This window comes from Propionivibrio pelophilus DSM 12018 (genome assembly GCF_059569095.1).
The window spans coordinates 1-23,198 of sequence record NZ_JCANUT010000028.1 but is presented as its reverse complement, the minus strand read 5'-3'; the positions used below and the strand labels follow the sequence as shown (position 1 = coordinate 23,198).

The window sequence follows — 23,198 nt, the reverse complement described above, 5'->3', positions numbered from 1 at the left end:
GATCCGCACTAAAATGAAGCAGTTACTCGTTATGCGGCGCCACTCGCCCATGTCGCCGCGACCAAGGGAGAGCGAGGAAGCGCATGACCCCGGACGAAGCGACGCAGCGCGCCAGACAGGCATCCCAGGCGGCAAAGGCAGCCGGCAAGCTGGTGGCCACCTACGCGGTTTTTTCGTTTCTCTGGATTCTTTTTTCCGACAAGGCCGTCGGACTTCTGTTCGCTGATCCCGACACCATCGTTCTGATCAGTCTGCTGAAAGGCTGGCTATTCGTCGCCGTCACAACGCTGTTGCTCTATCTCCTCGCGCGCCGCTTGTTCACCGAGATACAGACGCATGCGCTGAGCGCACGAGAGGCACAGACAGAGCGCCAGCGTACCGACCAACTGCTCGCGGCAATCGTCGACAGTTCCAGCGACGTCATCTTCGCCAAGGATCTCGCCGGCCGTTACCTGCTCTGCAACCGGGAAGGCGGACGCACTGTCGGCAGGGATCCGGACGACATCCTCGGCAAGGACGACTATGCGGTGTTGCCGCCGGAGCAGGCCGCACAGCTCCGATCACAAGACCAGGAAGTCATCAGCCAAGGCCGGTTGTGCGCCTTCGAAAGCACGCTCGGAACCGGACAGAGTGAGCAGATTTATTCCGTAACCATGGGGCCGCTGCGCGACGTGGCTGGCCGGATCACTGGCGTCTTCGGCATTTCGCGGGACATCACCGAACGAAAACGGATCGAGAACGAACTGCGGAGCAACGAGGCGAATCTGCGCAAGCTGTTCGACGACAACACCTCCGTCATGCTGCTCGTCGACCAATCCAGCGGCAGGATCCTCGACGCGAACATGGCCGCCAGCCGGCTCTACGGCTATCCGCGCGAAAGACTCCTGCAGATGGGCATCGAGCAGATCAATATCCTCCCTCCAGAACGTATCGCAGAGGAACGTCAGCGCGCCGCCTGCGACGAACGAAAAGTGTTCTATTTCTCCCATCGCCTCGCCTCGGGCGAAATTCGTGACGTCGAGGTCCATACGACGCCGCTCGAACGCAACGGCCGGCCGATTCTTCTCTCGATCATTCACGACATCACCCAGCGCGAGCAAGCGGAAGAAAAACTGCGCGAGAGCGAGGAACGGTTGCGCTTGGCGTTTACCGCATCCAATCAGGGCTGGTTCGACGTAAATCTGCGCAGCGGCGACGTCACCGTCAGCCCGGAGTACGCGCACATGATCGGCTACGAGACGGAGGAATTGAACAGTGACCTGCAGAACTGGCTGGCACACGTTCACCCCGACGAGCGCGATGCCTTGCTCGCCGCGCTGGAAGGCTGCATCGCCGGAAATGCGCCATGCTCGATGGAATACCGTCGGCGCACCAAAGCAGGCGATTGGCGCTGGATCCGCTCGGTCGGCAAAGTCGTGCAATGGGATGACAAACAACGTCCGCTACGCATGATCGGTATTCATACCGACATCACCGAACGCAAGGAAATGGAAGAGCAGATCCGGCAACTGGCCTTTTTCGACCCGCTCACACGGCTGCCCAACCGTCGTTTGCTCAACGACCGGATGAGCCGCGCCATGGCCGCCAGCAAGCGCAGCGGCCGCTATTGCGGGCTGATGTTTGCCGATCTCGACAATTTCAAGCCGCTCAACGACAAGCATGGTCACGAAGCGGGCGACCTGCTGCTGATCGAAGTCGCCGAACGCCTGACCAAGTGCGTGCGCGAAGCTGACACCGTCGCCCGCTTCGGCGGCGATGAATTTGTCATCATGATTGGAGAACTGGATGCAAACCGCGACGAATCCGCTTCGCAAGCCCGCGCCGTCGCCGAAAAGATCCGCACCGCTCTCGCGCGTTCCTACGTGATTGCCGCCCAAGCGGACGACGGGGGACTAAAAACCATTGAACACCGCTGTTCGGCTAGTATCGGCGTCGCGCTGTTCATCAATCACGAGGCGTCACAAGGCGAAGTGCTCAAGATGGCCGACATCGCCATGTATGCTGCCAAGCAATCAGGCCGCAACCGGATCTGTTTCTACGAAGAGGGGAACTCAACGGTCATTCGACCTGACTAAACGCGCGAGCCGTTTCACCGGATGCTCTTCTGCCGGCTAGCGTTAGCTGTTTTTTCACAACAACCGATTCAAGGAGATAAACATGGCTGTTCTCGTTGGAAAACCCGCCCCTGATTTCACCGCCAATGCCGTAATGGGCGACAACACGATTCGCAGTTTCACGCTCTCCAAGGAAATCGAGGGCAAATACGCGGTGATCTTCTTCTACCCGCTGGATTTCACCTTTGTCTGTCCGTCGGAACTGATCGCCTTCGACCACCGCCTCGACGAATTCAAGAAGCGCAACGTCGAAGTCATCGGCGTGTCGATCGATTCGCAATTCACCCACCTCGCGTGGAAGAACACGACGGTAAACCAGGGTGGGATTGGCCAGGTCCAGTATCCTCTGGTTGCCGACGTCAAGCATGAAATCTGCCGCGCCTACGACGTCGAATTCAGCCCGGCCGGTGTAGCCTTCCGTGGCTCATTCCTGATCGACAAGGCCGGCACCGTGCGCCACCAAGTAGTGAACGACCTGCCGCTGGGCCGCAACGTCGATGAAATGCTGCGCATGGTCGACGCACTGCAATTCACCGAAGAGCACGGGGAAGTCTGCCCCGCCGGCTGGAACAAGGGCAAACCGGGGATGAAAGCCTCGACGGCCGGCGTGGCCGAATACCTCGCGGCACACTCCAAGGAACTGTAAGCGCCCGACTCAGTGCGCCAAAAAATCGGCCACGGAAATTCCGTGGCCTTTTTTTGCTGACGGGTTTGCCGCCTGAAACCCGCTACTTGAGATTCTTTGCCGCATGAAGGATAACCTTGCCCGCTGCAAAGTTCACGTTGATTCCTTTTTCTTCGTCGCCCCAGAAGCAAACACGCACACCCAGAGCCTCATCGCAGCGTGACGGATCACCGAGCAGCGCCTTCACTTCATCGAAGGACTGGCCTGCGCGCAGCTTGTTGTAATTCTCGAGACTGACCTTGCTGCTGCAAGCCGAAACAAGCAGAACAGCTACGAACAGCGCACATCCCCGCCAAAGATTGCTCATCAACATTAGCCTCCCGGTTCCCGTGACATGAATCAGTTGTAATCGACCTTGACGTTTTCGCTGCTCAGCCAGTCACCCAGCGCCACTAGCAGTTCATCCTCCAGCCGCACGCGGCAGCTGTCGCCAAGCGCCAGCTCGCAGGTCGCCTCGGCGTTGCGATAGGCCAGGCGCACCGGACAGTTGCCTGGCGTGTACGGCGCCAACAGGGCCTGCAGCCTCTGGGCGGCATTGCGGGCATTGGCGCCGCTGGCCTGCCCGTTCAGCGACAGACGCAGGTGCCGGGCGAACCGCCCGCGCGCCTCGGCGAGCGTCAGCAGCCGCTCCGCCACGACGCGCACCTTGCCCTCTCCCGCGAAGTCGTCGCGCTGCACCTTGCCCTCGATGATCAGCACCTCGTCCTCGCGGATCTTCTCGCGCTCGGCCTCGAACGTCTCGTTGAACACCGAAACCTCCAGCGACGTCGAACCGTCGTCGATCTGCACGAAGGCCATCTTGCCGCGCGAGGTGATCTTGGTGCGCACGCCGACCACCAGACCGGCCAGCATTTGCGGCTCCTTCCGCGGCTCCAGCGACGACAGCGGCTTGCGCGCGAAGCGCGATACTTCGCGCTTCACTTCGTTGAACGGGTGACCGGAGAAGAAGAAGCCCAGCGCCAGCTTCTCCTCTGCCAGCTTCTGCCGCTCCTTCCAGGGCGGCACCTCGACATATTGCGCCTTGTGCTCCTCCGCCGCGTCGCCGTCAAAGACATCGAACAGGCTGACCTGCATGGCATTGCGCTCGGCCTGCTCGGCGGCCTCGATGGCAATGCCGACCGAAGCCATCAGTTTGGCGCGGTGGTCATCGATAGAATCGAAGGCGCCGGCACGGATCAGCGCTTCGATGGTGCGGCGGTTGACCATGCGCTTGTCGACACGCTCGCAGAAATCGAACAGATCCTTGAACGGACCGCCTTCGTTGCGCGCCTTGAGGATCACGTTGACCGCCTGCTCGCCGGTCCCCTTTACCGCGCCGAGACCGTAGCGGATGGTCTGGCGATCGACCGCCACGAAGCGGTAGTCGGAAGCATTGACGTCTGGCCCGAGGACGGTCAGCTTATTGAAGAGGCAATCGTCGTAGAAGATCTTCACCGTATCGGTGTTGTCCATGTCCGACGACAACGTCGCCGCCATGAACGCCGAGCAGTGATGGGCCTTCAGCCAGGCCGTCTGATAGGTGACCACGGCATACGCCGCGGTGTGCGACTTGTTGAAGCCGTACTCGGCGAACTTGGTCATCAGGTCGAACAGCTGTTCGGCCAGCGCCGGATCGTAGCCCTTCTTCTTCGCGCCCTCCGCGATCGTCTCGCGGTGCTTGGCCATCTCGTCGGCCTTTTTCTTGCCCATCGCCCGACGCAGCATGTCGGCGCCGCCGAGCGTGTAGCCACCGATGATCTGCGAGATCTGCATCACCTGTTCCTGATACACGATCACGCCGTAGGTCGGTTCCAGACAGCCCTTCAGGTCGTCGTGGAAGTAGTCGATCTTCTGCTGGCCTTTTTTTCGCAGGATGAAGTCGTCCACCATCCCCGAGCCGAGCGGGCCGGGACGGTAGAGCGCGAGAACGGCGATGATGTCCTCGAAGCGGTCGGGCGCCAGCTTCTTGAGCAGTTTCTTCATCCCTTCAGATTCGACCTGGAAGATCGCCGTGGTGTTGGCGTCCTTGAGAATCTGGTAGGCCCTGGGATCGTCGAAAGTCAGCGCGTCGAGGTCCGGCCGCTTGCCGGTCAGCCTTTCGACGTAATCGACGGCCAGCCGGATGATGGTCAGGTTGCGCAGGCCGAGGAAGTCGAACTTCACCAGGCCGACCTTCTCGACGTCGTCCTTGTCGTACTGCGAGACGACCGAGGCGCCGGCGTCGGCCGAATACAGCGGGCAGAAGTCGGTCAGCTTGCCGGGCGCGATCAGCACGCCGCCGGCGTGCATGCCGACGTTGCGCGTCAGGTCTTCGAGGCGGCCGGCCAGTTCGAACAGCTCCTTGACCTCCTCTTCCTCCTCGATGCGCTGCTTCAGCTGCGGCTCGGCCTCGATGGCCTTGGACAGGGACAGCGGCTTGTTCTGCTCGACCGGGATCAGCTTGGAGAGCTGGTCGCAGAAGTTGTACGGCATGTCGAGCACGCGCCCGACGTCGCGAATCACCGCCTTCGACGACATCGTGCCGAAGGTGGCGATCTGCGACACGGCGTCCTTGCCGTACTTCTCGCGCACGTACTCGATCACCCGCCAGCGGTTATCCTGGCAGAAGTCGATGTCGAAGTCGGGCATCGACACCCGTTCCGGGTTGAGAAAGCGTTCGAACAGCAGGGCATATTCCAGCGGATCGAGGTCGGTAATCCCCAGCGAGAAGGCGACCAGCGACCCGGCACCGGACCCCCGCCCCGGCCCGACCGGCACGCCGTTGTGCTTGCCCCAGTTGATGAAGTCCGCCACGATCAGGAAGTAGCCCGGGAAGCCCATCTGGACGATGGTCTGCGTCTCGATCTTCAGCCGCGCGTCGTAAATCGGGCGCTGCTTTTCCAGTTCGGCCGGATCGGGGTAAAGCTGCTTCAGCCGCCGCTCCAGCCCCTTCTCGGCTTCCATGATCAGGAAATCGTCGAGCGAGACCCCCTCCGGCGTCGGGAACAACGGCAGGTAGTTTTTATAGAGGCCGATCTGCAGGTTGCACCGCTTGGCGATCTCCACCGAGTTCTCCAGCGCCTCTGGCAGGTCCGAGAACAGTTCGACCATCTCGTCGGGCGACTTGAAGTACTGCTCCTCGGAATACAGGCGCGGTCGCCGCGTATCGCCGAGCATATAGCCTTCGGCGATGCACACCCGCGCCTCGTGCGCCTTGAAGTCGTCGCGATCGAGAAACTGGATCGGGTGCGTCGCCACCAGCGGCAGTCCGGTATCGGACGCCAGCCGGGCCGTCGCCGCGACCAGCGACTCCTGCGCCGACTGACCGCGCGGATGCGGCCGCTGCACTTCGAGATAAAACGCCTGCGGGAACAGCTCGGCCCAGTACGCCGCGCGCACTTTCGCCTGCGCCAGGTTGCCCTGCTGCAACGCCTCGCCCACATCGCCGTGCGCTGCGCCGGACAGCGCGATCAGCCCGTCGACGCCCACCTCGGTGAGCATCGCCCGGGTGATTTCGGCGCGGCCGCGCACGCGCGGCTGCAAATAAGCGCGCGTCAGCAGTTCGCAAAGCTGCAGGTAGCCTTGTCGCGAACGGCAGAGCAGCAGCATCCGGTACGGCCGGTCGGGATCGACCTCGTTGGCCAGATGAATGTCGCAGCCGAGCACCGGCTTGACCCCCTTGCCACGCGCCGCCAGATAGAACTTGACGAGTCCGAAGGCGTTGGCCAGATCGGTCAGCGCCAGCGCCGGCATGCCGTAAGACACGGCGCGAGCAACCGCGTCGTCGAGGCGCGTGATGCCATCGGTGACGGAATACTCGCTGTGCAGGCGGAGGTGGATGAAGCGGGGATCGGACATCGCGCCATTTTACCGCGAGCGGCACCCCGGCGAGGCCATCGCGCGCATCGCAACCAGAGGTGGCGAAACAATCCTTTACACATCCTTACCACCCGGCCAAACCTGCACCGGGGGACAGGGCTACGCTTCAGCCATCACGACACAAGGAGATCACATCATGAAAAAACACTTCGCAGCCATCCTCGCCCTCTCGGCCGGCCTGCTTTCCGCCAGCGCCGCGCAAGCCAACGACACGGTGCTCGGTGCCGTCATCGGCGGCGGACTGGGGGCCGTGGTCGGCAACCACGTCAGCGGCCGCGACGGCGCACTCATCGGCGGCGCCGTCGGCGCCGCGGCTGGCGCGGTCATCGCCAGCGACAACGACCGGCATTACCGTCCGCGCCCGGTCTATGTCGCTCCGGCTCCCGTCCGGATTTACAGGCCTGCCCCGGTGTACGCACCCGCTCCCGTCTATGCGCCGGCACCGGTGTATTACGCGCCACCGCCCGTCCGCGTAGTGCGCGCCCCGGTAGTTTATGTACCGGCGCATCCGGCCAGGAAACACTGGCGGCAGCAGCACCGCCATTACGACCGCAACGGCGGCTGGCGTTAAGAACGCTTATCGCTCGAGCCACTCCAAGATCGGGCGCCATTGCTCGACGTCACGCCCGACGCGCGACTCCGGCAGATCGAACAGCGTCATGCCGCTGGCGGCCAGTTGCACGTAGAGCTGGCTGTCACGGACATGACCCAGCACCGGCAGATCCCACGACGCGAGGAATCGCTCCAGTTCGCCGGCAGCTCGCGTGCGCGCATCGACCCGCATGCCGACCACGGCGACGAAGGTCTTTTCCTTGCGCACCGATTTTTCCTGCAGCAAGGCCTCCAGAAATTCGCGCGTCGCGAGAATATCGAACAATGACGGCTGCACCGGCACGATGACCTTGCTGACCAGCCTCAATACCTTTTCCAGACCCTTGCCGTGCAGGCCCGCGGGCGTATCCAGCACGACGTGCGTCGTGTCCTTCGGCGGGCGTAGCGGCTGGTCCTTCTCAGCCGACCAGCCGCGGATCGGCGGCAATTCCTCCGACCGGATTTTCAGCCACTCACCCGCCGATTGCTGCCGGTCGATATCGCCAAGCATCACCCGGCGACCGCTCTGTGCGAAGTAGCCTGCCAGATTGGTCGCCAGGGTGGATTTGCCGGAACCGCCCTTGGGGTTGGCGATCAGAAACGACTTCATGCCACCTCCCTTGGCATCCACCCTCCGATCACGGAATCAGGACCGTCGAACCGGTCGTCTTGCGCGCCTCGAGGTCGCGATGCGCTTGCGCCGCGTCGGCCAGCGCATAAGTCTGGTTGACTTCGATCTTCACCTTGCCGGAGAGCACGACGTCGAACAACGCGCTGCCGAGCGCCAGCAACTCCGCGCGCGTCGTCGAGTAGTGATCGAGCACCGGCCGGGTCACGAACAGCGATCCCTTTTTCGACAGCAGCAACGGGTCGAACGGCGGCACGGCGCCCGAGGCGTTGCCGAAGGTCACCAGCAGGCCGCGGCGGCGCAGGCTGTCGAGCGACCCCATGAAGGTATCCTTGCCGACCCCGTCATAGACCACGGCAACGCCCTCGCCGGTAATTTCGCGGACGCGGCTGGCCACATCTTCCTGTGTGTAGAGAATGACGTGGTCGCAACCGTGTTTCCGGGCGAGTTCGGCCTTGGCCTCGCTCGACACGGTACCGATCACCGTCGCGCCGAGCGCCTTGGCCCACTGGCAGGCGATCAGGCCAACGCCGCCGGCCGCCGCGTGGATCAGCACCTTGTCGCCGGGCTGGACAGGATAGGTATGCAGCAGCAGGTAGGCGGTGGTCATCCCCTGCAGCATCATCGCCGCCCCGGTCTTGAAATCGATGCCGTCCGGCAGCTTGTGCAACTTGTCCGCCGGCATGCAGCGGACTTCGCTGTACGCTCCCAGCGGGCCGGTGCCGTAGGCCACGCGGTCGCCCGGCTTGATGTCGGTGACGCCGTCGCCGACGGCCTCGACGACCCCGGCTCCTTCACGGCCCAGCCCCGACGGCATGGGCAGCGGATACAGCCCGCCGCGGTGATAGGTATCGATGAAATTCAGCCCGATCGCCTCGTGCCGGACACGCGCCTCGCCCGGCGCGGGATCGCCAACGGCGACCTCCTCCCAGCACAGGACTTCCGGACCGCCGGTTTGATGGAAACGGATGGCATGCGGCATGTTTTTCTCCTGGACGATAAATAACGAAAGATGGTACTCCGCCACGGGGCGCGCCGAAAAGACGGCGCTACCCCTTGAGCAGTTTTTCCTCGGCCAGCGCCAGCGCCTCCGACACCCCGAGCAGGACGACGACGTCACCGGCCTCGAACAGGGTATCGACCGACGGTTCCTGCGTCTTGATGTCGCGACGGCGTATTGCGGTGACCTCGACCCCGGTTCCGGCAATGGCCAGATCGCCGAGCGTCCGCCCGACGGCAAAGGCGCCGTCGTCCAGCGAAACGGAACGCAGGCGCGGCTCTTCGCTCTCGCGCTCATCTTCGTCGAACACGCTCTCCCCATGGAAGAAGCCACGCAGCGTGCGATAACGCGCCTCGCGAATCAGGCGGATGCGCTTGAGCACGCGATTGATCGGCACCCCGGCATGGATCAGCGCGTGCGACGCCAGCATCATCGCCGACTCCAGCGTTTCCGGCACCACCTCGGCCGCGCCGGCACGTTCCAGCGCATCGAAATCCTTCTCGTCGACCGTGCGCACGACGATCGGCAGGCTCGGCGCGATATCCCGGACATGCCGCATAACCCGCTCGGCCGCCCGATTGTCGGCGAACGAGATGACCAGCACACTGGCCCGCCCGACTCCGGCGGCGACCAGCGTCTCACGCCGGGTGACGTCGCCATAGACCACGTTCTCGCCCGCTGCCGCCGCCTCGCGCACGCGATCCGGGTCGAGATCCAGCGCCAGGTAGGAAACGCCTTCGCCGGCCATGAAGCGCGCCAGTTGCTGCCCGTTGCGCCCGAAGCCGCAGATCACCGCGTGTTTCTCGGTACGCATCGCCTTGGCCGCCAGCTTGGTCAGTTGCATGGAGCGCAACAGCCATTCGCTGGACGCAAAACGCAGGACCAGCCGCTCGCTGTACTGCACGATGATCGGCGCCAGCAACAGGGAGATGACCATGGCGGCCAGCACGCTCTGCACCACCGACGGCGGCGCAACCTCCGACTGCTGGATCAAGGAGAGCAGCACCAGCCCGAATTCTCCGCCCGCGCACAGCCAGAGGCCGCTGCGCATGGCGTTGCCCGGCGTGGCGCCGAACAGCCGCGAAGCGCCAAAAACCAGCGCAAACTTGACGACCAGCAGCCCGACAAGGATCGCCAGCACCACCCACAGATTAGCCAGCACCAGCGGCAGATCGAGCATCATCCCGACGGTCACGAAGAACAGCCCCATCAGCACGTCGCGGAACGGCTTGATGTCCTCCTCCACCTGATGCCGGAATTCCGTCTCCGAGATCAGCATCCCGGCGATGAACGCCCCCAGGGCCAGCGACAGTCCGGCCATTTCGGTCAGATACGCCAGCCCGAGCGTGACCAGCAGCACGTTGAGCATGAACAGCTCGGCGGATTTGCCACGCGCCACGACAACGAACCAGCGGCTCAACACCCCTTTGCCGAAGTGCAGCACCACGAGCAGCATCGCGGTGGCCTTCAGCACCGCGATCGCCATCAGCCAGGCCATCGTTTCCGGCGCCTGCGTGAACGACGGGATCAGGATCAGCAACGGCACCACGGCCAGATCCTGAAACAGCAGGACGCCGATGACCTCGCGGCCGTGCGGCGCGTCGAGCTCCAGGCGTTCGCCGAGCAGTTTGGTCAAGATGGCGGTCGACGACATCGCCAGCGCACCGCCGATCGACACGCCGGCCTGCCACGGTGATCCGGCCAGCATGGCAACTCCGGCGATGACCAATAAGGTGGCAAACACCTGCACCGCCCCCAGCCCGAAGACGATGCGCTTCATGGCGAACAGCTTGGGCAGCGAAAACTCAAGGCCGATCGAGAACATCAGGAAGACGATGCCGAATTCGGCGAGATGCTGCACGTCGGCCACGTCGGTCACGATGTTGAACGCCTGCGGGCCGACCAGCGTCCCGACGAGCAGATAACCGAGAATCGGCGGCAGGTTGATACGCCGGAAGATGATGACCGACACCACCGACGCACCGAGCAACATCAGAACGAGCGGAAGTGTCTGCATGAAATCGATACGCTCCAGAACCTGTAAACGCCCGCAAACCCGGATGGAACGGGGCTTCTGCTATACTCCGCGCAATCATAACCGCTACCTTTCCATGAGCCAAATCCAGCCTTCCGACCAAGCCCTCGAACTCGCGCGGCAAGTGCTGCGCATCGAGGCCGACGCCGTCCTGGCGCTGTCCAGCCGGATCGATGGCGCCTTCCTGCAGGCGCTTGCGCTGATCCTCAATTGCCGCGGCCGGGTCATCGTCAGTGGCATGGGCAAATCCGGGCACATCGGGCGCAAGATCGCCTCGACGCTGGCCAGCACCGGCACCCCTGCGTTCTTCGTGCATCCGGCGGAAGCCAGCCATGGCGACCTCGGCATGATTACCGAGGACGACGTGGTGATCGGCATTTCCAACTCCGGCGAAAGTGCCGAACTGCTGAACATCGTGCCGTCGATCAAGCGCCAGGGCGCCAAATTGATCGCCATGACCGGCAACGCCAAGTCCACGCTGGCGCGCGACGCCGATGCGCATCTCGATGCCGCGGTAGCCCACGAAGCCTGCCCGCTCAACCTCGCCCCGACGGCCAGCACCACCGCCGCGCTGGCGCTGGGCGATGCCCTGGCCGTCGCGCTGCTCGATGCTCGCGGCTTCGGTGCCGAAGACTTCGCCCGCTCGCACCCCGGCGGCTCGCTCGGGCGCCGCCTGCTTACCCGCATGCGCGACGTGATGCGCACCGGCGAGGCAATACCGGTTATCGCGCCGGAGGCATCGATCGCCGAAGCCATCCGCGAAATCACCCGTGGCACCATCGGCATGGCAGTTGTCATTTCGCCCGAACGCAAGGTGCTCGGCATCTTCACCGACGGCGACCTGCGCCGCGCGGTGCTCAAGCATCCTGATCTGTCCCTTCTGGCCGTCCGCGACGTAATGACCGCCAACCCGCGCGTGATGAGTCCCGACAAGCTCGCCGCCGAAGCGGTCGAAATGATGGAAAAGTACAAGATCAACCAGATTCCCGTCGTCGACGAGGCCGGCAGCCTGATCGGCGCCCTCAACATGCACGACCTGTTCCAGGCCAAGGCCATCTGATGAAACCGATTGAAGATTGCAAAGCCCGCGCCAGCCGCCTCAAGCTGATGGTGTTCGACGTCGACGGCGTACTTACCGACTGCTCGCTTTACTTCACCGACGCGGGCACCGAAATCAAGGCCTTCAACGCCCGCGACGGGCATGGCATGAGCATGCTGCAGAAGGCCGGCGTGACGCTGGCGATCATCACCGGCCGCGACGCCGAATGCGTCAACTGGCGGATGAAGAACCTGGGCATAAAGCACGTTTATCAGGGCATCGGCCACAAGCTGTCGACCTTTCACGAACTGCTCGCCAAGGTCGGCGTCGAGGCGCACGAAGCCGGTTTCATGGGCGACGACGTGATCGACCTGCAGGTCATGGGCGCCTGCGGCTTTTCCGCCGCCCCGGCCGACTGCCACGACCTGAACCGCCTGCACGCCGACTACATCGCCGGCAAGCCCGGCGGCCACGGCGCCGTGCGCGAGGTCTGTGAGTTCATCCTCGCCGCCCAGGGCAAGCTCGACGCGGCACTCGCCCCCTACCTTCCCGTATCCCCCGTATCGCGATGAAACACTGGGGCAGCGCGCTTTTTCCGCTGAGCATCCTGCTGGCGCTGACCTTGCTGACGTTCTGGCTGCGCTACGCGACGGAACTCGACGAGCCGGGGCGCGACGGCAAGCACCGCCACGACCCGGACTACATCGTTTCCGACGCCGTGCTACGCAAGCTCGATGCGAACGGCCAGCTGAAATACACGCTGCGCGCCGATGACGTGCGCCATTTCCCGGACGACGACACGACCGACCTGCGCAAGCCGCGCCTGACGCAACAGTCTAGTCAGCCCGAGAAGAAGGCACCGGTCACCGTGAGCGCGGACAAGGGACGCCTCAGCGATGACAACAAGCGCGTCGACCTCACCGGCAACGTCTTCATTCGTCGCCCCGCCGCCGGGCGCGACGAGGAACTGACCGCCTCGATGCCCGACCTGACCGTCTTCCCCGACGACGAGCGCGCCTTCACCAAAAGCCCCGTCGTGCTGACCAAGGGCAGTTCCTGGGTCAAGGGCGTCGGAATGCAAGTCGATAACAAGGCCCAGACCTATCTCCTGGAATCCCAGGTCACCGGACTGCTGGGCCGAAAACCCGCCAGGAAAACCAAGCCATGACCGCTCTTCGCCCCCTCCTCGCCGCCGCGCTGCTCGGCGCCGCGCTGTTCGGTGCCACCTCCGCCGCCCACGCCGAAAAGGGCGACCGCGACAAGCCGATCAACCTCGAAGCCGACCGCGTGAGCATCGACGACATCAACAAGGTGCAGGTCTTCGAAGGCAACGTGGTAATGACCCAGGGGACAATGCAGTTGCGCACCAGCAAGCTGGTCGTCACGCAGGACGCCGACGGCTTCCAGAAAGGCGTCGCGACTGGCGGGGTCAATGGTCTGGCGCGCTTCCGGCAGAAACGCGATGCCCGTGACGAGTACATCGAAGGCGAGGCCGAGCGCATCGTGCACGACTCGCGCAACGAGAAGACGGAATTCTTCGTACGAGGCTGGGTGAAGAGCGGCCTCGACGAAGTCAAGGGACACTACATCTCGTACGACGCGACAACCGAAAAATACGTCGTCACCAACGACGGTTCGACGAAATCGGCGACGGGCCAGTCGCAGGCCCGCGTGCGCGCGATCATCCAGCCGCGCAGCAAGGCCGCGCCTACCGAGGACAAAGCGGCGCCGCTGCCGCTGCGTCCTGAGCAGAGCGTCACGCCGCGCTGACGCGCCCCGGGATCAGATTCGCAGCCCCTGGTCCCGCCAGGACCAGGCGATCCCGCGCTGCTCGATTTCCTGGCGGATTTCCTCCATCGCCAGATCCACCCGCGCCTCGCTGCCCTCGACGCCAAGTTCCAGATGCTTGCGCTGCCCATCCGAACCAACCGACGGCAGGCTGAACAGGCGCAGATCGGGATAGGCGGCGACGATACGCTCCATCAACCCGAGCAGCGCGCTTTCGTAGGCGTTCGGGCCAGTCAGCAGAAACGCCTTGTCGATCACCGGCCGCTGGTTGAACAGGTGCGAGTAATAGGTGTCGAGCACCCACTCGGCCATCGGATGCGCCATCTGCGGAAAGCCGGGCAGGAAATAGTGGTCGCGTACGGCAAAGCCGGGAATGCGGTTGAACGGATTCGGCACGATGGCGACGCCGCGCGGGAAGGTGCCGAGCAACAGGCGCTGCGGCGTAATGTCGTCGGAGAAGCGGCCGCGAATCTCCCGTTCGGCCCCCGGATGCAGGACCAGATCGACGCCCAGCGCTTCCGCCGCCGCCTGCCGCGTGTGGTCGTCAGGCGTGTTGCCGATGCCGCCGAAGCTGAACACCACATCGCCCGCGGCGAAGCTGCGCTTCAGCGAGTCAACAAGACGTGGCCGTTCGTCACCGAGATACTCCACCCGTGACAGACGAAGCCCGCGCGCCGAAAGCAGACCGGCAATCTTGGCGAAATGCTGGTCGATACGCTTCCCCGAAAGGATCTCGTCACCGATGATGAGGGCTGCAAAACTCATTTCCGACTCCCGGGAGATGGAATGCTGACCACCGCGCCTTGCCGCACGCGGCGCAGGGATTCAAGGCAAAAATGGATGTAGGCCAGCGCCGAAAGCGACGGCGCCAGCAGGCCGAGGAACGGCACGTGCGTCAGCGCGGCCGTGGCGAAGCCCAGCAACAGCAACGGCATCGCCTGCCGCTTGCGCAGTTCGCGCCACTCCTCCGTAGTCGCGTGTTCGGCCAGCGAATCGTAGGCGAAGGTGCGGCGGTTGAGCCAGGCCATCCAGAACAGCGGCAGGAACAACCCGAGCCCGGGAATCAGCCACAACGGCAGCGTCACCACCCAGCCGACAACGAACAACAGGGCTGCCCAGACGCTGTTCCACGTTGACGCGACAAAATTCTCCTTGCCCTGTCGGGCGAGCTCAGGATAGTCGCGGGCGGCAAGGTGATTGAGCATCAGCGGCAGCACCAGCACCGCAGTGAGCAGCATGGCCACCAGATAGCTGGCCGAGAGGATCACCAGCCAGCCACCCAGCACCGCCAGCGACTGCGCCAGCCACGACCACCCCCACTCGTTGATCCAGCTCATCGGTGGCTGCTCGATGAAGAGCTGGATCAAATAGTTGAGAAAAGCGGCCGATACACCGACCATGAACAACACCGCCGCCAAAGCGGGACCGAGGATATACAGCCACACCTTGCCGCTTCCCAGCGAGGCGAGGCTGCGCTGCAACGCCAGCATCATTCCGGACAAAGGATTCTCCCGATAGTCACCCGAAGCGAAGGTTATAGCGCAAAACACGCAGTCCAACCACCGCCCTGCCAACTCTCCCCACCACGCATTAGAATTCGACCTTCACCCAATCCCACGGTCGCCACCATGTCCGCCATCCTGCTTCTTTATTCGACCGTCGACGGCCATACACTGACGATCTGCCAACACATCCGGCGTGAGCTCGAAGCCGAAGGAAACACCGTCACACTGAGCAAGATCGAGGACGCCGGCGACACCGACCTCGACCCGTTCGACAAGATCGTCCTCGGCGCCAGCATCCGCTACGGCAAGCATCGGCCGTCGGTATTCGAATTCGTCGACAAGCATCGGGAACAGCTCGACGGCAAGCCGAGCGCCTTCTTCACGGTCAACATCGTCGCCCGCAAACCTGAAAAAAACCGCCCGGAGACCAATCCGTACCTGAAGAAATTTCTTCAGCAATCGCGCTGGCGCCCCCGGCTGCTCGACGTTTTCGCTGGCCGGCTCGACTACCCGCGCTACCGACCTCTCGACCGGCTGATGATCCGTTTCATCATGCTCATCACCAAGGGGCCGACCGATCCGGCCAGCGTCGTCGAATTCACCGACTGGCAGCGCGTCGATGCGTTCGCGCGGGCGGTCAACGCCCTGGACTGACAAGGCCGGTCATGCTCGCTCTCAAACTGTTGCTGGTTCCGGCCTTCCTCATCCTCATCACCCTGGCCGGTCGGCGCTGGGGCCCCGGCGTCGCCGGCTGGCTGGCCGGGCTGCCGGTGTCCGCCGGACCGATCCTGTTCATTGTGGCGCTCGAACAGGGGCCGGTGTTCGCCGCGCCCGCCGCTGCGGCCTCGCTCGCCGCCGTCGCCTCCACCATCATTTTCTTGGCCGTCTATTCGCACGCCAGCCAGCGCTTCACCTGGCCGGGCACGTTGGCGATCACCGCCACCGTGTGGCTCGGGGCGGTCAGCCTGCTCGCCCGGCTGCCGACGTCGACACCACTGTCGCTGGGTCTTGCCGCCAGCGCCCTGCTCGTCGCACCGACCCTTTTCCCGGCGCAAAAGGAACTCGTTGCGGCGCGCCACATGTCGATGCTCGAACTGGGTCTGCGTGCCCTGGCCGGCGCCCTGCTCACCCTGGCCGTCTCGCTCAGCGCCGCGCGCATCGGCAGCGCCTGGAGCGGTCTGCTCACCACCTACCCGGTACTCGGCTCGGTACTCGCCGTCTTCTCGCACCGCAACCACGGCGCGACGTTCGTCACCGTTCTTTTGCGCTCGATGGCCACCGGCATGTACTCGTTCGCCACTTTCTTCCTCACCCTGGCGCTGCTGCTGGACAAGTACGGCACGGCGGCGTCCTTTTCGATCGCCGCCGTCACCGGGCTGGGGGCACAACTGGCGACGCTGAAGTTCAAGACGCTGCGCCGGGGAGCGTAGTACCGCCCATCCGGCGCCCCCTCCGCTTCACTCGTCGAGCGTCGTCGTGTCGCCTTCGTCCTGCCCGAGCGCCCGCGCCTTGAGCACCCGGCGCATGATCTTGCCCGAGCGGGTCTTCGGCAGCTTCTCGGAAAAATCGATCCAGTCCGGCTTGGCGATCGGGCTCAGGTGGATCGCGACGTGCTTGCGCAGATCCTCGGCCAGTTCCGGACTCGGTTCGTGGCCGAGGCGCAGCACGACAAAAGCGTGGATCGCGTGGCCCTTTACCTCGTGCGGCAGACCGATCGCCGCCGCCTCGGCAACGGCGGGATGCGACACCAGCGCCGACTCGACCTCGGCCGTACCCAGGCGGTGGCCGGAAACCTTGATCACGTCGTCGGTCCGCCCGATGATCCAGAAGTAGCCATCCTTGTCGCGCCGCGCCGAATCGCCGGCCAGGTACTTGCCGGGATACTTGCTCCAGTAGGTCTTCACGTAGCGCTCGTCGTCCTTGTACAGCGTACGCAGCATCGCCGGCCACGGGTTCTTCAGCACCAGAAAACCCTCCTCGCCGTCCGCCACCGGCTTGCCGGCCTCGTCGAGAATCTCCGCCTCCTGCCCGAAGAACGGCTTGCCGCCCGAACCCGGCTTGAGCGGCATCGACGGCGTCGGGCAAATCTGGAACATGCCGGTCTCGGTCTGCCACCAGGTGTCCATGATCGGGCATTGCCCCTTGCCGATGACGCTATGGAACCAGTGCCAGGCCTCGGGATTGATCGGCTCGCCGACCGAGCCGAGCAGGCGCAGGCTGGACAGGTCGTGCCGGTTCGGCCAGGCCTCACCGAAGCGCATCAGCGAACGGATCGCCGTCGGCGCGGTGTAGAAGGCGGTGATGCCGTAGTACTCGATCAACTGCCACCAGCGGTTCGGATACGGATAGGTCGGCCCGCCCTCGAACATGAAGGCCGTCGCGCCGGTCAGCAACGGACCGTAAACGAGATAGGAATGCCCGGTGATCCAGCCGGGGTCGGCGGTGCACCACCAGCGGTCCTCGTCGCGGATGTCGAATACGTATTTCAGCGTCGTGTAGGTGCCGACCATGTAGCCGCCATGCGTGTGCAGGATCGCCTTCGGCTTGCCGGTCGAGCCGGAGGTGTAGAGGATGAACAACGTGTCCTCGGCATCCATCGGTTCCGTGGCGCACGGCCCCTTGGCGATCGGCAGCGCGGTCAGGTCGTGGTACCAGTGGTCGCGCAGCGGGTCCATCGTTACCTCGTGCCCCGTGCGCCGGACGACGATGACGTTCTCCACGGTCGGACTGAAGCGCAGCGCCTCGTCGACGATGTCCTTCAACTTGAAGACACTGCCGTTAACCCACGAACCGTCGGCGGTGATGACCAGCTTCGACTCGGAATCGCCGATGCGATCCTGCAGCGCGTCGGCCGAAAAGCCGGCGAAGATCACCGAGTGGATCGCCCCGAGCTTGGCACAGGCCAGCATGGCGAAAACCACCTCGGGAATGCGCGGCAAATAGATCGTCACCCGGTCGCCCTTGCCGACGCCCATCGCCTTCAACACGTTGGCCATCTTGGTGACTTCGCGGTTGAGGCTGAAGTACGAGAAGGTCTGGTGATCGGTGCCGTTCTCGCCGACCCAGATCAATGCCAGCTTGTTGCGATAGGGCCCTGACAGGTGGCGGTCGATGCAGTTGTGGACGATGTTGGTGCTCGCCCCGGTGAACCACTTGAAGAACGGCGCGTTCGAGTCGTCGAGCACCTTGTCCCACGGCTTGTACCACTCCAGCTCGGCCGCCCGGTCGGCCCAGAAGCCTAATGGATCGGCTGCCGCCGCGATCCGCAGCGCCTCATCGTCGGGAACGTGCGCCGCTGCCGCGGCGACGGGGTCGGGATAAAAAACCTCGCCTGACAACTTGCTCGACTCGCTCATGACGCCTCCATTCGTTGTTGTAGGTCTGCAACATGAAGTCGGTCTAGACTGAGCGAACGAGCTTTCGTTCCCGGCGTTGCCTACGCCGCCGATGCCGTCAAATGGTCTCCCACATTTTCTGCAGCCGCTTGACCGACACCGGCGCCGGCGTGCGCAATTCCTGCGCGAACAGCTGCACGCGCAATTCCTCCAGCATCCAGCGGAACTGCTCCACCTGCGGATTGGCCACGCCTTGCTTCGCCAGCAGGATCGCGCGGCGCTCGTAGTTGGTCCATAGCGGCGCGTACTCGGTCATCAGCTGCGCATCGCGCGACGGATTGCTGCGCAGCTTGTCGAGGCGCATCGCCACCGCCTTGAGGTAGCGCGGGAAGTGCTGCAAGCGCTCGAACGGTGTCTCGGCGATGAAGCGCTTGCCGATCAGGCGGCCGAGCTGCTTCTCGATGTCCTGCACGGCCGTAGCGTGAACCTTGAACGCCGGCAGTTTCTTCTGCACGGCCTGCCATTCCGTGAGAACCAGCCCGACCAGGCGGCAGATTTCCTGCGCCAGCAGGCCAAGGCGCGGCTTGGCTTCGGCGCAACGCTGCTTGAAGCTTGCCGCATCAGTCGGCCACGGCTCGACGAGGCAGGCGCGGGCGAAGGTGAGGTCGAGCAACTGCTTGCGCAGATCATCGAGCGAGCCGAGCGCCATGTACTGCATGGCCATCTGGGTCAGCCTCGGCAGGTTCTTCTCGAAGTACTTGAGCTGCTCCTTGAACTGCAACCGGAACAGGCGGAGCAGGCCGGTGGCGTGCACCTCCTGTGCTTCCTCCAGCGTATCGAAGACGCAGAGTGACACCGAATCGCCGTCGTCGTGCAGACCGGGATAGCCGATCACCCGCTGCCCGCCGCCGACATCGACTTCCATCAGCTCCGGCAGCTCACCGAAAGACCAGTCTGTCATTCCCGCATACTCGGCCGGCGTTTCGTGCAGGTCGGAAAACTCCTGCTTCGCCTGCCCACCCCACTCACCGCGCAATTCGGCAAGATTGCGGCTCATGCCCAACTGCCGACCGTGCTCATCGACCAGCTTGAAGTTGAACGAGAAGTGCGCCGGCAAGACGTCCGGGCGGAAGGCATCCGGCGTAATTTCCCAGCCACGCGTGTTGAGGCCGCGCGTTTGCAGGATGTAGTGGATCAGCGCGGGAACCAGTCCTTTGTCAGAAGGCTGTACAGCAGAAACAAAGTCGGCGGCGAACTGCGGCACCGGCACCAGCTTCGAGCGGATCTTCTGCGGCAGCGTTTTCACCAGCTGCACGACCTTCTCCTTGAGCAGCCCCGGTACCAGCCACTCGCAGCGCGCCACCGGGATCTGGTTGAGCTGCGCGAGCGGCACGGTGATCGTCACGCCGTCCTTCGGCGATCCCGGTTCGAAGTGATACGAAAGTTCGAATTCGATACCGCCGAGCTTGAGTTCGTGCGGGAACGCCTCGGTCGTCACCCCGGCCGCCTCGTGGCGCATCAGGTCTTCGCGCTGGAGGTGGAGCAGCTTCGGATTTTCCCGCTCGGCCTCCTTGCGCCACTTGTCAAAGTCCGCGCCGTTGGTGACGTCTTCCGGGATGATCCGGTCGTAGAAGGCAACGATCAGTTCGTCATCGACCAGCACGTCCGGCCGGCGCGACTTGTGTTCGAGCGTCTCGATATCGAGCATCAGCTGGTGGTTGTGGTTGTAGAACGCCCAACGCCGCGCATACTCCTCGGCGATCTCGCCAGCCACCAGGCCTTCGCGGATGAACAGCTCGCGCGCTTCAAGCGGGTTCATCGGCCCGTAATTCACCCGCTTCTTCGGATTGACGACGATGCCGTACAGGGTCGAACGCTCGAAGGCGACGGCCTGCATCGGCTTCTTCTCCCAGTGCGGATCGAAATAGCTCTTCTTGAGCAGATGCCCGCCGACCTTCTCCAGCCACTCCGGCTCGATGCGCGCGACGCAACGGGCGAAGAGTTTCGACGTCTCGGTGATCTCGGCGGCGGCGATCCACTTGCCGGCCTTCTTGTTCAGCGGCGAACCGGGATGGATCAGGAACTTGATACCGCGCGCGCCGAGGTAATGCCCAGAGTCTTCCGACTTGCAGCCGATATTGCCCAAGAGCCCCGAAAGCAGTGCGCGGTGAATAGCGTCGTAATTGGCCGGAATCTGGTTTTCTTTCCACTCGTGCTCATTGGCCAGACCCAGCAACTGGCTGTGAATATCGTGCCATTCGCGCATGCGCAGCGCCGAAAGGAAGTTGGCGTGGCAGGCCTGCACCAGCTTGCGCTGCGACTTCTTGTGCTCCAGCTCGCCCTCGTACCACTGCCAGAGCTTGAGCCAGGAGAGGAATTCCGACTTCTCGTCGGCGAATTTCTTGTGCGCCGCGTCGGCGGTACCCTGCTTCTCCTGCGGACGCTCGCGCGGGTCCTGCACGGTCAGCGCGGCGGCGATGACCAGCATTTCCTTCAGACAGCCCTCGTCACGCGCGGCGACGATCATTCGGGCGACGCGCGGATCGAGCGGCATCTTGGCGAGCTCATTGCCGACCGGGGTGAGCGCTCGCTCTTCCGTCACGGCGCCAAGTTCCAGCAACAGCTGGTAGCCGTCGCTGATCGCCTTGGGCGGCGGCGCCTCGATGAACGGGAATTTTTCCACGTCGCCGAGCCGCAGCGACTTCATGCGCAGGATGACGCCGGCCAGCGACGAACGCAGGATTTCCGGATCGGCGAACGGCGGCCGCTTGCTGAAATCCTCCTCGTCGTAAAGCCGGATGCAGACGCCCGCCGACACCCGCCCGCAGCGCCCGGCGCGCTGGTTGGCCGAGGCCTGCGCGATCTTCTCGATCTGCAACTGCTCGACCTTGTTGCGGTACGAATAGCGCTTGACCCGCGCCAGCCCGGTATCGACCACGTAGCGGATGCCCGGCACGGTCAGCGATGTTTCGGCGACGTTGGTCGCCAGGACGATGCGCCTGCCCTGATGCGGCTTGAAGATGCGCGACTGCTCTTCAGCAGAGAGGCGAGCGAAGAGCGGCAGGATTTCCGTCTGCGCGCCACCACGACTGAAGGTGTGCTTGCGCAAGGCTTCGGCGGCGTCACGAATCTCGCGCTCGCCGGGCAGGAAGACCAGAACATCGCCCGGGCCGATGCGATTCAACTCATCGCAGGCATCGACAATCGCGTCGTAGAGGTCCCGCTCGTCATCGTCCTCCGCCTCTTCCGTCTGCACCGGGCGATAGCGAATATCGACCGGGAACATCCGCCCGGACACCTCGATCACCGGCGCTGCTTTTCCGTTGACTGCGAAGTGCTGCGAGAAACGCTCCGCATCGATCGTCGCCGAGGTGATGATAACTTTCAGATCCGGCCGCTTCGGCAGCAACTGCTTGAGATAGCCGAGCAGGAAGTCAATGTTCAGGCTGCGCTCGTGCGCCTCGTCGATGATCAGCGTGTCGTACTGCGCGAGCGGCGGATCACCCTGCGTCTCAGCAAGCAGAATGCCGTCCGTCATCAACTTGATGTACGACTGCGGCGACGTGCGGTCGGTGAAGCGGATCTTGTAGCCGACCACCTTGCCAAGCTCGCTTTCCAGCTCCTGCGCAATGCGCGCCGCCGTCGACCGGGCGGCGATGCGGCGCGGCTGCGTATGGCCGATCAGGCCGGTCGTGCCGCGCCCGAGTTCGAGGCAGATCTTCGGCAACTGCGTCGTTTTGCCCGAGCCGGTTTCGCCGCAGACGATCACTACTTGGTGTTTGGCGATCAGCCCGGCGATTTCGGCGCGGCGCTCGTTGACCGGCAACTCGGCCGGGAATTTCGGCTTCGGCAGGGCCTCGCGGCGGGCGGTGACGATCGCGCGGGATTTTTCCAGCAGCCTGTCGTGCTCGGCCTGCAACGCTTCCTGCTTTTTGCCGTAGAGATGGCGCAGGCCGCGCCGCATCGACGCCAGACGGCGGGAATCGGCCGCGAGAACATCACTGGCCACGGGTTGGCGTTCTTGCGGCGTCTTTTTGCGGGCAGGGGCCTGTTCGGCGGATTCAATCTTGTGGGTGATCTCGTTCATCGCGCAATTATCGCGCAGCCTGGCTGCATCACTGCTCACCGGCATTGAAAATGCGAGGCCAATAACAGCCCTCTTGCCGACATCACGCTACCGGGAAAGGAATGCGGCTTCATGGGAGCCCCAGCTATTTCACAGGAACCGTTTGGCGAAAAAATCCACTGCAGCACCAACCTCCATAAAATTCCGCAAGGACATATGCTGGTGTCAAGTTTGAAGCGCAACACTAGAATTGATGCTGTAGGCATCAGGTGTTTGAGGCGTCAAGCTGTTCATCCGCGAGCAGTTTAGCGAAGACCTCTCTGGGGGTCTGATAGCCGAGGATGCGGCGAGGACGCTCGTTCAGGCGATAGGCAATGGCATTGAGTTCATCCTGTGATGTACCGGACAGATCGGTGCTTTTGGGGAGATACTCGCGGATCAGGCCGTTGGCATTTTCATTGCTGCCCCGTTGCCACGGACTGTGAGGATCGGCGAAATAGACCTGGATGCCAGTGGCGGTAGCCAGATCGCGGTGGCGGGCCATTTCGCTGCCCCGGTCGTAAGTCATCGTCTTG

Annotated in this window: 19 protein-coding genes; 9 read left to right on the top strand and 10 right to left on the bottom strand. The window is 63.6% G+C overall.

From position 1 onward, the window contains the following. Positions 1 to 83: 83 nt before the first annotated feature. Together BO74_RS12305 and BO74_RS12300 are read left to right on the top strand one after the other, a co-directional pair. Complete coding sequence (locus tag BO74_RS12305; RefSeq protein ID WP_496442665.1) at positions 84 to 2,075, top strand: sensor domain-containing protein; 1,992 nt, start codon at positions 84 to 86, stop codon at positions 2,073 to 2,075. 82 nt (positions 2,076 to 2,157) lie between these two features. Beyond that, positions 2,158 to 2,760, top strand: a complete 603-nt coding sequence (locus BO74_RS12300; RefSeq protein WP_496442664.1) for a peroxiredoxin — start codon at positions 2,158 to 2,160, stop codon at positions 2,758 to 2,760. An 82-nt stretch (positions 2,761 to 2,842) separates the two neighbouring features. On the opposite strand, the gene BO74_RS12295 is transcribed toward BO74_RS12300, so the two are convergent. Next, the gene (locus tag BO74_RS12295; protein ID WP_496442663.1) at positions 2,843 to 3,106 is read right to left on the bottom strand and encodes a hypothetical protein; all 264 of its coding nucleotides are present in this window, start codon (positions 3,104 to 3,106) and stop codon (positions 2,843 to 2,845) included. A 32-nt stretch (positions 3,107 to 3,138) separates the two neighbouring features. Further along, the gene (gene dnaE / locus BO74_RS12290) at positions 3,139 to 6,615 is read right to left on the bottom strand and encodes a DNA polymerase III subunit alpha (RefSeq protein WP_496442662.1); all 3,477 of its coding nucleotides are present in this window, start codon (positions 6,613 to 6,615) and stop codon (positions 3,139 to 3,141) included. A 157-nt stretch (positions 6,616 to 6,772) separates the two neighbouring features. Here dnaE and BO74_RS12285 point away from each other — a divergent pair, with 157 nt between their 5' ends. Further along, complete coding sequence (locus BO74_RS12285; RefSeq protein WP_496442661.1) at positions 6,773 to 7,207, top strand: YMGG-like glycine zipper-containing protein; 435 nt, start codon at positions 6,773 to 6,775, stop codon at positions 7,205 to 7,207. Positions 7,208 to 7,213: 6 nt separating this feature from the next. On the opposite strand, the gene BO74_RS12280 is transcribed toward BO74_RS12285, so the two are convergent. The 3 genes from BO74_RS12280 to BO74_RS12270 form a co-directional block, all read right to left on the bottom strand. Beyond that, complete coding sequence (locus tag BO74_RS12280; RefSeq protein ID WP_496442660.1) at positions 7,214 to 7,837, bottom strand: nucleotide-binding protein; 624 nt, start codon at positions 7,835 to 7,837, stop codon at positions 7,214 to 7,216. A gap of 28 nt (positions 7,838 to 7,865) precedes the next feature. Further along, complete coding sequence (locus tag BO74_RS12275; protein ID WP_496442659.1) at positions 7,866 to 8,837, bottom strand: quinone oxidoreductase family protein; 972 nt, start codon at positions 8,835 to 8,837, stop codon at positions 7,866 to 7,868. A gap of 67 nt (positions 8,838 to 8,904) precedes the next feature. After that, positions 8,905 to 10,872 carry a monovalent cation:proton antiporter family protein gene (locus BO74_RS12270; protein WP_496442658.1) on the bottom strand — a complete coding sequence of 656 codons (1,968 nt, stop codon included), beginning with the start codon at positions 10,870 to 10,872 and terminating at the stop codon, positions 8,905 to 8,907. Positions 10,873 to 10,966: 94 nt separating this feature from the next. Here BO74_RS12270 and BO74_RS12265 point away from each other — a divergent pair, with 94 nt between their 5' ends. Genes BO74_RS12265 through lptA form a run of 4 tightly spaced genes read left to right on the top strand, consistent with a single transcriptional unit; the run spans position 10,967 to position 13,699 of the window. Continuing rightward, positions 10,967 to 11,950 carry a KpsF/GutQ family sugar-phosphate isomerase gene (locus BO74_RS12265; RefSeq protein WP_496442657.1) on the top strand — a complete coding sequence of 328 codons (984 nt, stop codon included), beginning with the start codon at positions 10,967 to 10,969 and terminating at the stop codon, positions 11,948 to 11,950. After that, positions 11,950 to 12,501, top strand: coding sequence for a KdsC family phosphatase (locus BO74_RS12260; protein ID WP_496442656.1), 552 nt, complete (start codon positions 11,950 to 11,952; stop codon positions 12,499 to 12,501). The genes BO74_RS12265 and BO74_RS12260 overlap by 1 nt, the downstream gene beginning before the upstream one ends. Next, positions 12,498 to 13,097, top strand: coding sequence for an LPS export ABC transporter periplasmic protein LptC (gene lptC / locus BO74_RS12255; RefSeq protein WP_496442655.1), 600 nt, complete (start codon positions 12,498 to 12,500; stop codon positions 13,095 to 13,097). The genes BO74_RS12260 and lptC overlap by 4 nt, the downstream gene beginning before the upstream one ends. Continuing rightward, positions 13,094 to 13,699, top strand: a complete 606-nt coding sequence (lptA, locus tag BO74_RS12250; RefSeq protein WP_496442654.1) for a lipopolysaccharide transport periplasmic protein LptA — start codon at positions 13,094 to 13,096, stop codon at positions 13,697 to 13,699. The genes lptC and lptA overlap by 4 nt, the downstream gene beginning before the upstream one ends. Positions 13,700 to 13,711: 12 nt before the next feature. Here lptA and BO74_RS12245 read toward each other — a convergent pair whose 3' ends face one another. After that, positions 13,712 to 14,482: a competence/damage-inducible protein A gene (locus BO74_RS12245; RefSeq protein ID WP_496442653.1), complete on the bottom strand. Its 771-nt coding sequence runs from the start codon at positions 14,480 to 14,482 to the stop codon at positions 13,712 to 13,714. Next, complete coding sequence (locus tag BO74_RS12240; RefSeq protein ID WP_496442689.1) at positions 14,479 to 15,210, bottom strand: EI24 domain-containing protein; 732 nt, start codon at positions 15,208 to 15,210, stop codon at positions 14,479 to 14,481. Before BO74_RS12240 ends, BO74_RS12245 begins: the two co-directional genes overlap by 4 nt. A gap of 135 nt (positions 15,211 to 15,345) precedes the next feature. Between BO74_RS12240 and hemG the strand changes: the two genes are divergently transcribed. Beyond that, positions 15,346 to 15,876 (top strand): menaquinone-dependent protoporphyrinogen IX dehydrogenase, encoded by a 531-nt coding sequence (gene hemG / locus BO74_RS12235; protein ID WP_496442652.1) that lies wholly within the window; start codon positions 15,346 to 15,348, stop codon positions 15,874 to 15,876. An 11-nt stretch (positions 15,877 to 15,887) separates the two neighbouring features. Beyond that, entirely contained in the window at positions 15,888 to 16,652 is a 765-nt protein-coding gene (locus BO74_RS12230) for a hypothetical protein (RefSeq protein WP_496442651.1), read from the top strand. A 27-nt stretch (positions 16,653 to 16,679) separates the two neighbouring features. On the opposite strand, the gene acs is transcribed toward BO74_RS12230, so the two are convergent. The 3 genes from acs to BO74_RS12215 all read right to left on the bottom strand — a co-directional run. Beyond that, positions 16,680 to 18,578, bottom strand: coding sequence for an acetate--CoA ligase (gene acs / locus BO74_RS12225; RefSeq protein ID WP_496442650.1), 1,899 nt, complete (start codon positions 18,576 to 18,578; stop codon positions 16,680 to 16,682). A 97-nt stretch (positions 18,579 to 18,675) separates the two neighbouring features. After that, positions 18,676 to 22,644, bottom strand: coding sequence for an ATP-dependent RNA helicase HrpA (gene hrpA / locus BO74_RS12220; RefSeq protein ID WP_496442649.1), 3,969 nt, complete (start codon positions 22,642 to 22,644; stop codon positions 18,676 to 18,678). Positions 22,645 to 22,888: 244 nt separating this feature from the next. Continuing rightward, positions 22,889 to 23,198: IS30 family transposase (locus tag BO74_RS12215; RefSeq protein WP_496442648.1), on the bottom strand; the 310-nt coding region annotated here is incomplete at its 5' end.

What these genes read in the sequence shown, in the direction of transcription:
- BO74_RS12295 (WP_496442663.1), bottom strand. Translation starts at nt 3,106, where the DNA reads ATGAGCAATCTTTGGCGGGGATGTGCGCTGTTCGTAGCTGTTCTGCTT.
- BO74_RS12245 (WP_496442653.1), bottom strand. Translation starts at nt 14,482, where the DNA reads ATGAGTTTTGCAGCCCTCATCATCGGTGACGAGATCCTTTCGGGGAAG.
- hrpA (WP_496442649.1), bottom strand. Translation starts at nt 22,644, where the DNA reads ATGAACGAGATCACCCACAAGATTGAATCCGCCGAACAGGCCCCTGCC.
- hemG (WP_496442652.1), top strand. Translation starts at nt 15,346, where the DNA reads ATGTCCGCCATCCTGCTTCTTTATTCGACCGTCGACGGCCATACACTG.
- BO74_RS12285 (WP_496442661.1), top strand. Translation starts at nt 6,773, where the DNA reads ATGAAAAAACACTTCGCAGCCATCCTCGCCCTCTCGGCCGGCCTGCTT.
- dnaE (WP_496442662.1), bottom strand. Translation starts at nt 6,615, where the DNA reads ATGTCCGATCCCCGCTTCATCCACCTCCGCCTGCACAGCGAGTATTCC.
- BO74_RS12305 (WP_496442665.1), top strand. Translation starts at nt 84, where the DNA reads ATGACCCCGGACGAAGCGACGCAGCGCGCCAGACAGGCATCCCAGGCG.
- BO74_RS12240 (WP_496442689.1), bottom strand. Translation starts at nt 15,210, where the DNA reads ATGATGCTGGCGTTGCAGCGCAGCCTCGCCTCGCTGGGAAGCGGCAAG.
- acs (WP_496442650.1), bottom strand. Translation starts at nt 18,578, where the DNA reads ATGAGCGAGTCGAGCAAGTTGTCAGGCGAGGTTTTTTATCCCGACCCC.
- BO74_RS12265 (WP_496442657.1), top strand. Translation starts at nt 10,967, where the DNA reads ATGAGCCAAATCCAGCCTTCCGACCAAGCCCTCGAACTCGCGCGGCAA.
- BO74_RS12230 (WP_496442651.1), top strand. Translation starts at nt 15,888, where the DNA reads ATGCTCGCTCTCAAACTGTTGCTGGTTCCGGCCTTCCTCATCCTCATC.
- BO74_RS12300 (WP_496442664.1), top strand. Translation starts at nt 2,158, where the DNA reads ATGGCTGTTCTCGTTGGAAAACCCGCCCCTGATTTCACCGCCAATGCC.
- BO74_RS12270 (WP_496442658.1), bottom strand. Translation starts at nt 10,872, where the DNA reads ATGCAGACACTTCCGCTCGTTCTGATGTTGCTCGGTGCGTCGGTGGTG.
- BO74_RS12280 (WP_496442660.1), bottom strand. Translation starts at nt 7,837, where the DNA reads ATGAAGTCGTTTCTGATCGCCAACCCCAAGGGCGGTTCCGGCAAATCC.
- lptC (WP_496442655.1), top strand. Translation starts at nt 12,498, where the DNA reads ATGAAACACTGGGGCAGCGCGCTTTTTCCGCTGAGCATCCTGCTGGCG.
- BO74_RS12275 (WP_496442659.1), bottom strand. Translation starts at nt 8,837, where the DNA reads ATGCCGCATGCCATCCGTTTCCATCAAACCGGCGGTCCGGAAGTCCTG.
- BO74_RS12260 (WP_496442656.1), top strand. Translation starts at nt 11,950, where the DNA reads ATGAAACCGATTGAAGATTGCAAAGCCCGCGCCAGCCGCCTCAAGCTG.
- lptA (WP_496442654.1), top strand. Translation starts at nt 13,094, where the DNA reads ATGACCGCTCTTCGCCCCCTCCTCGCCGCCGCGCTGCTCGGCGCCGCG.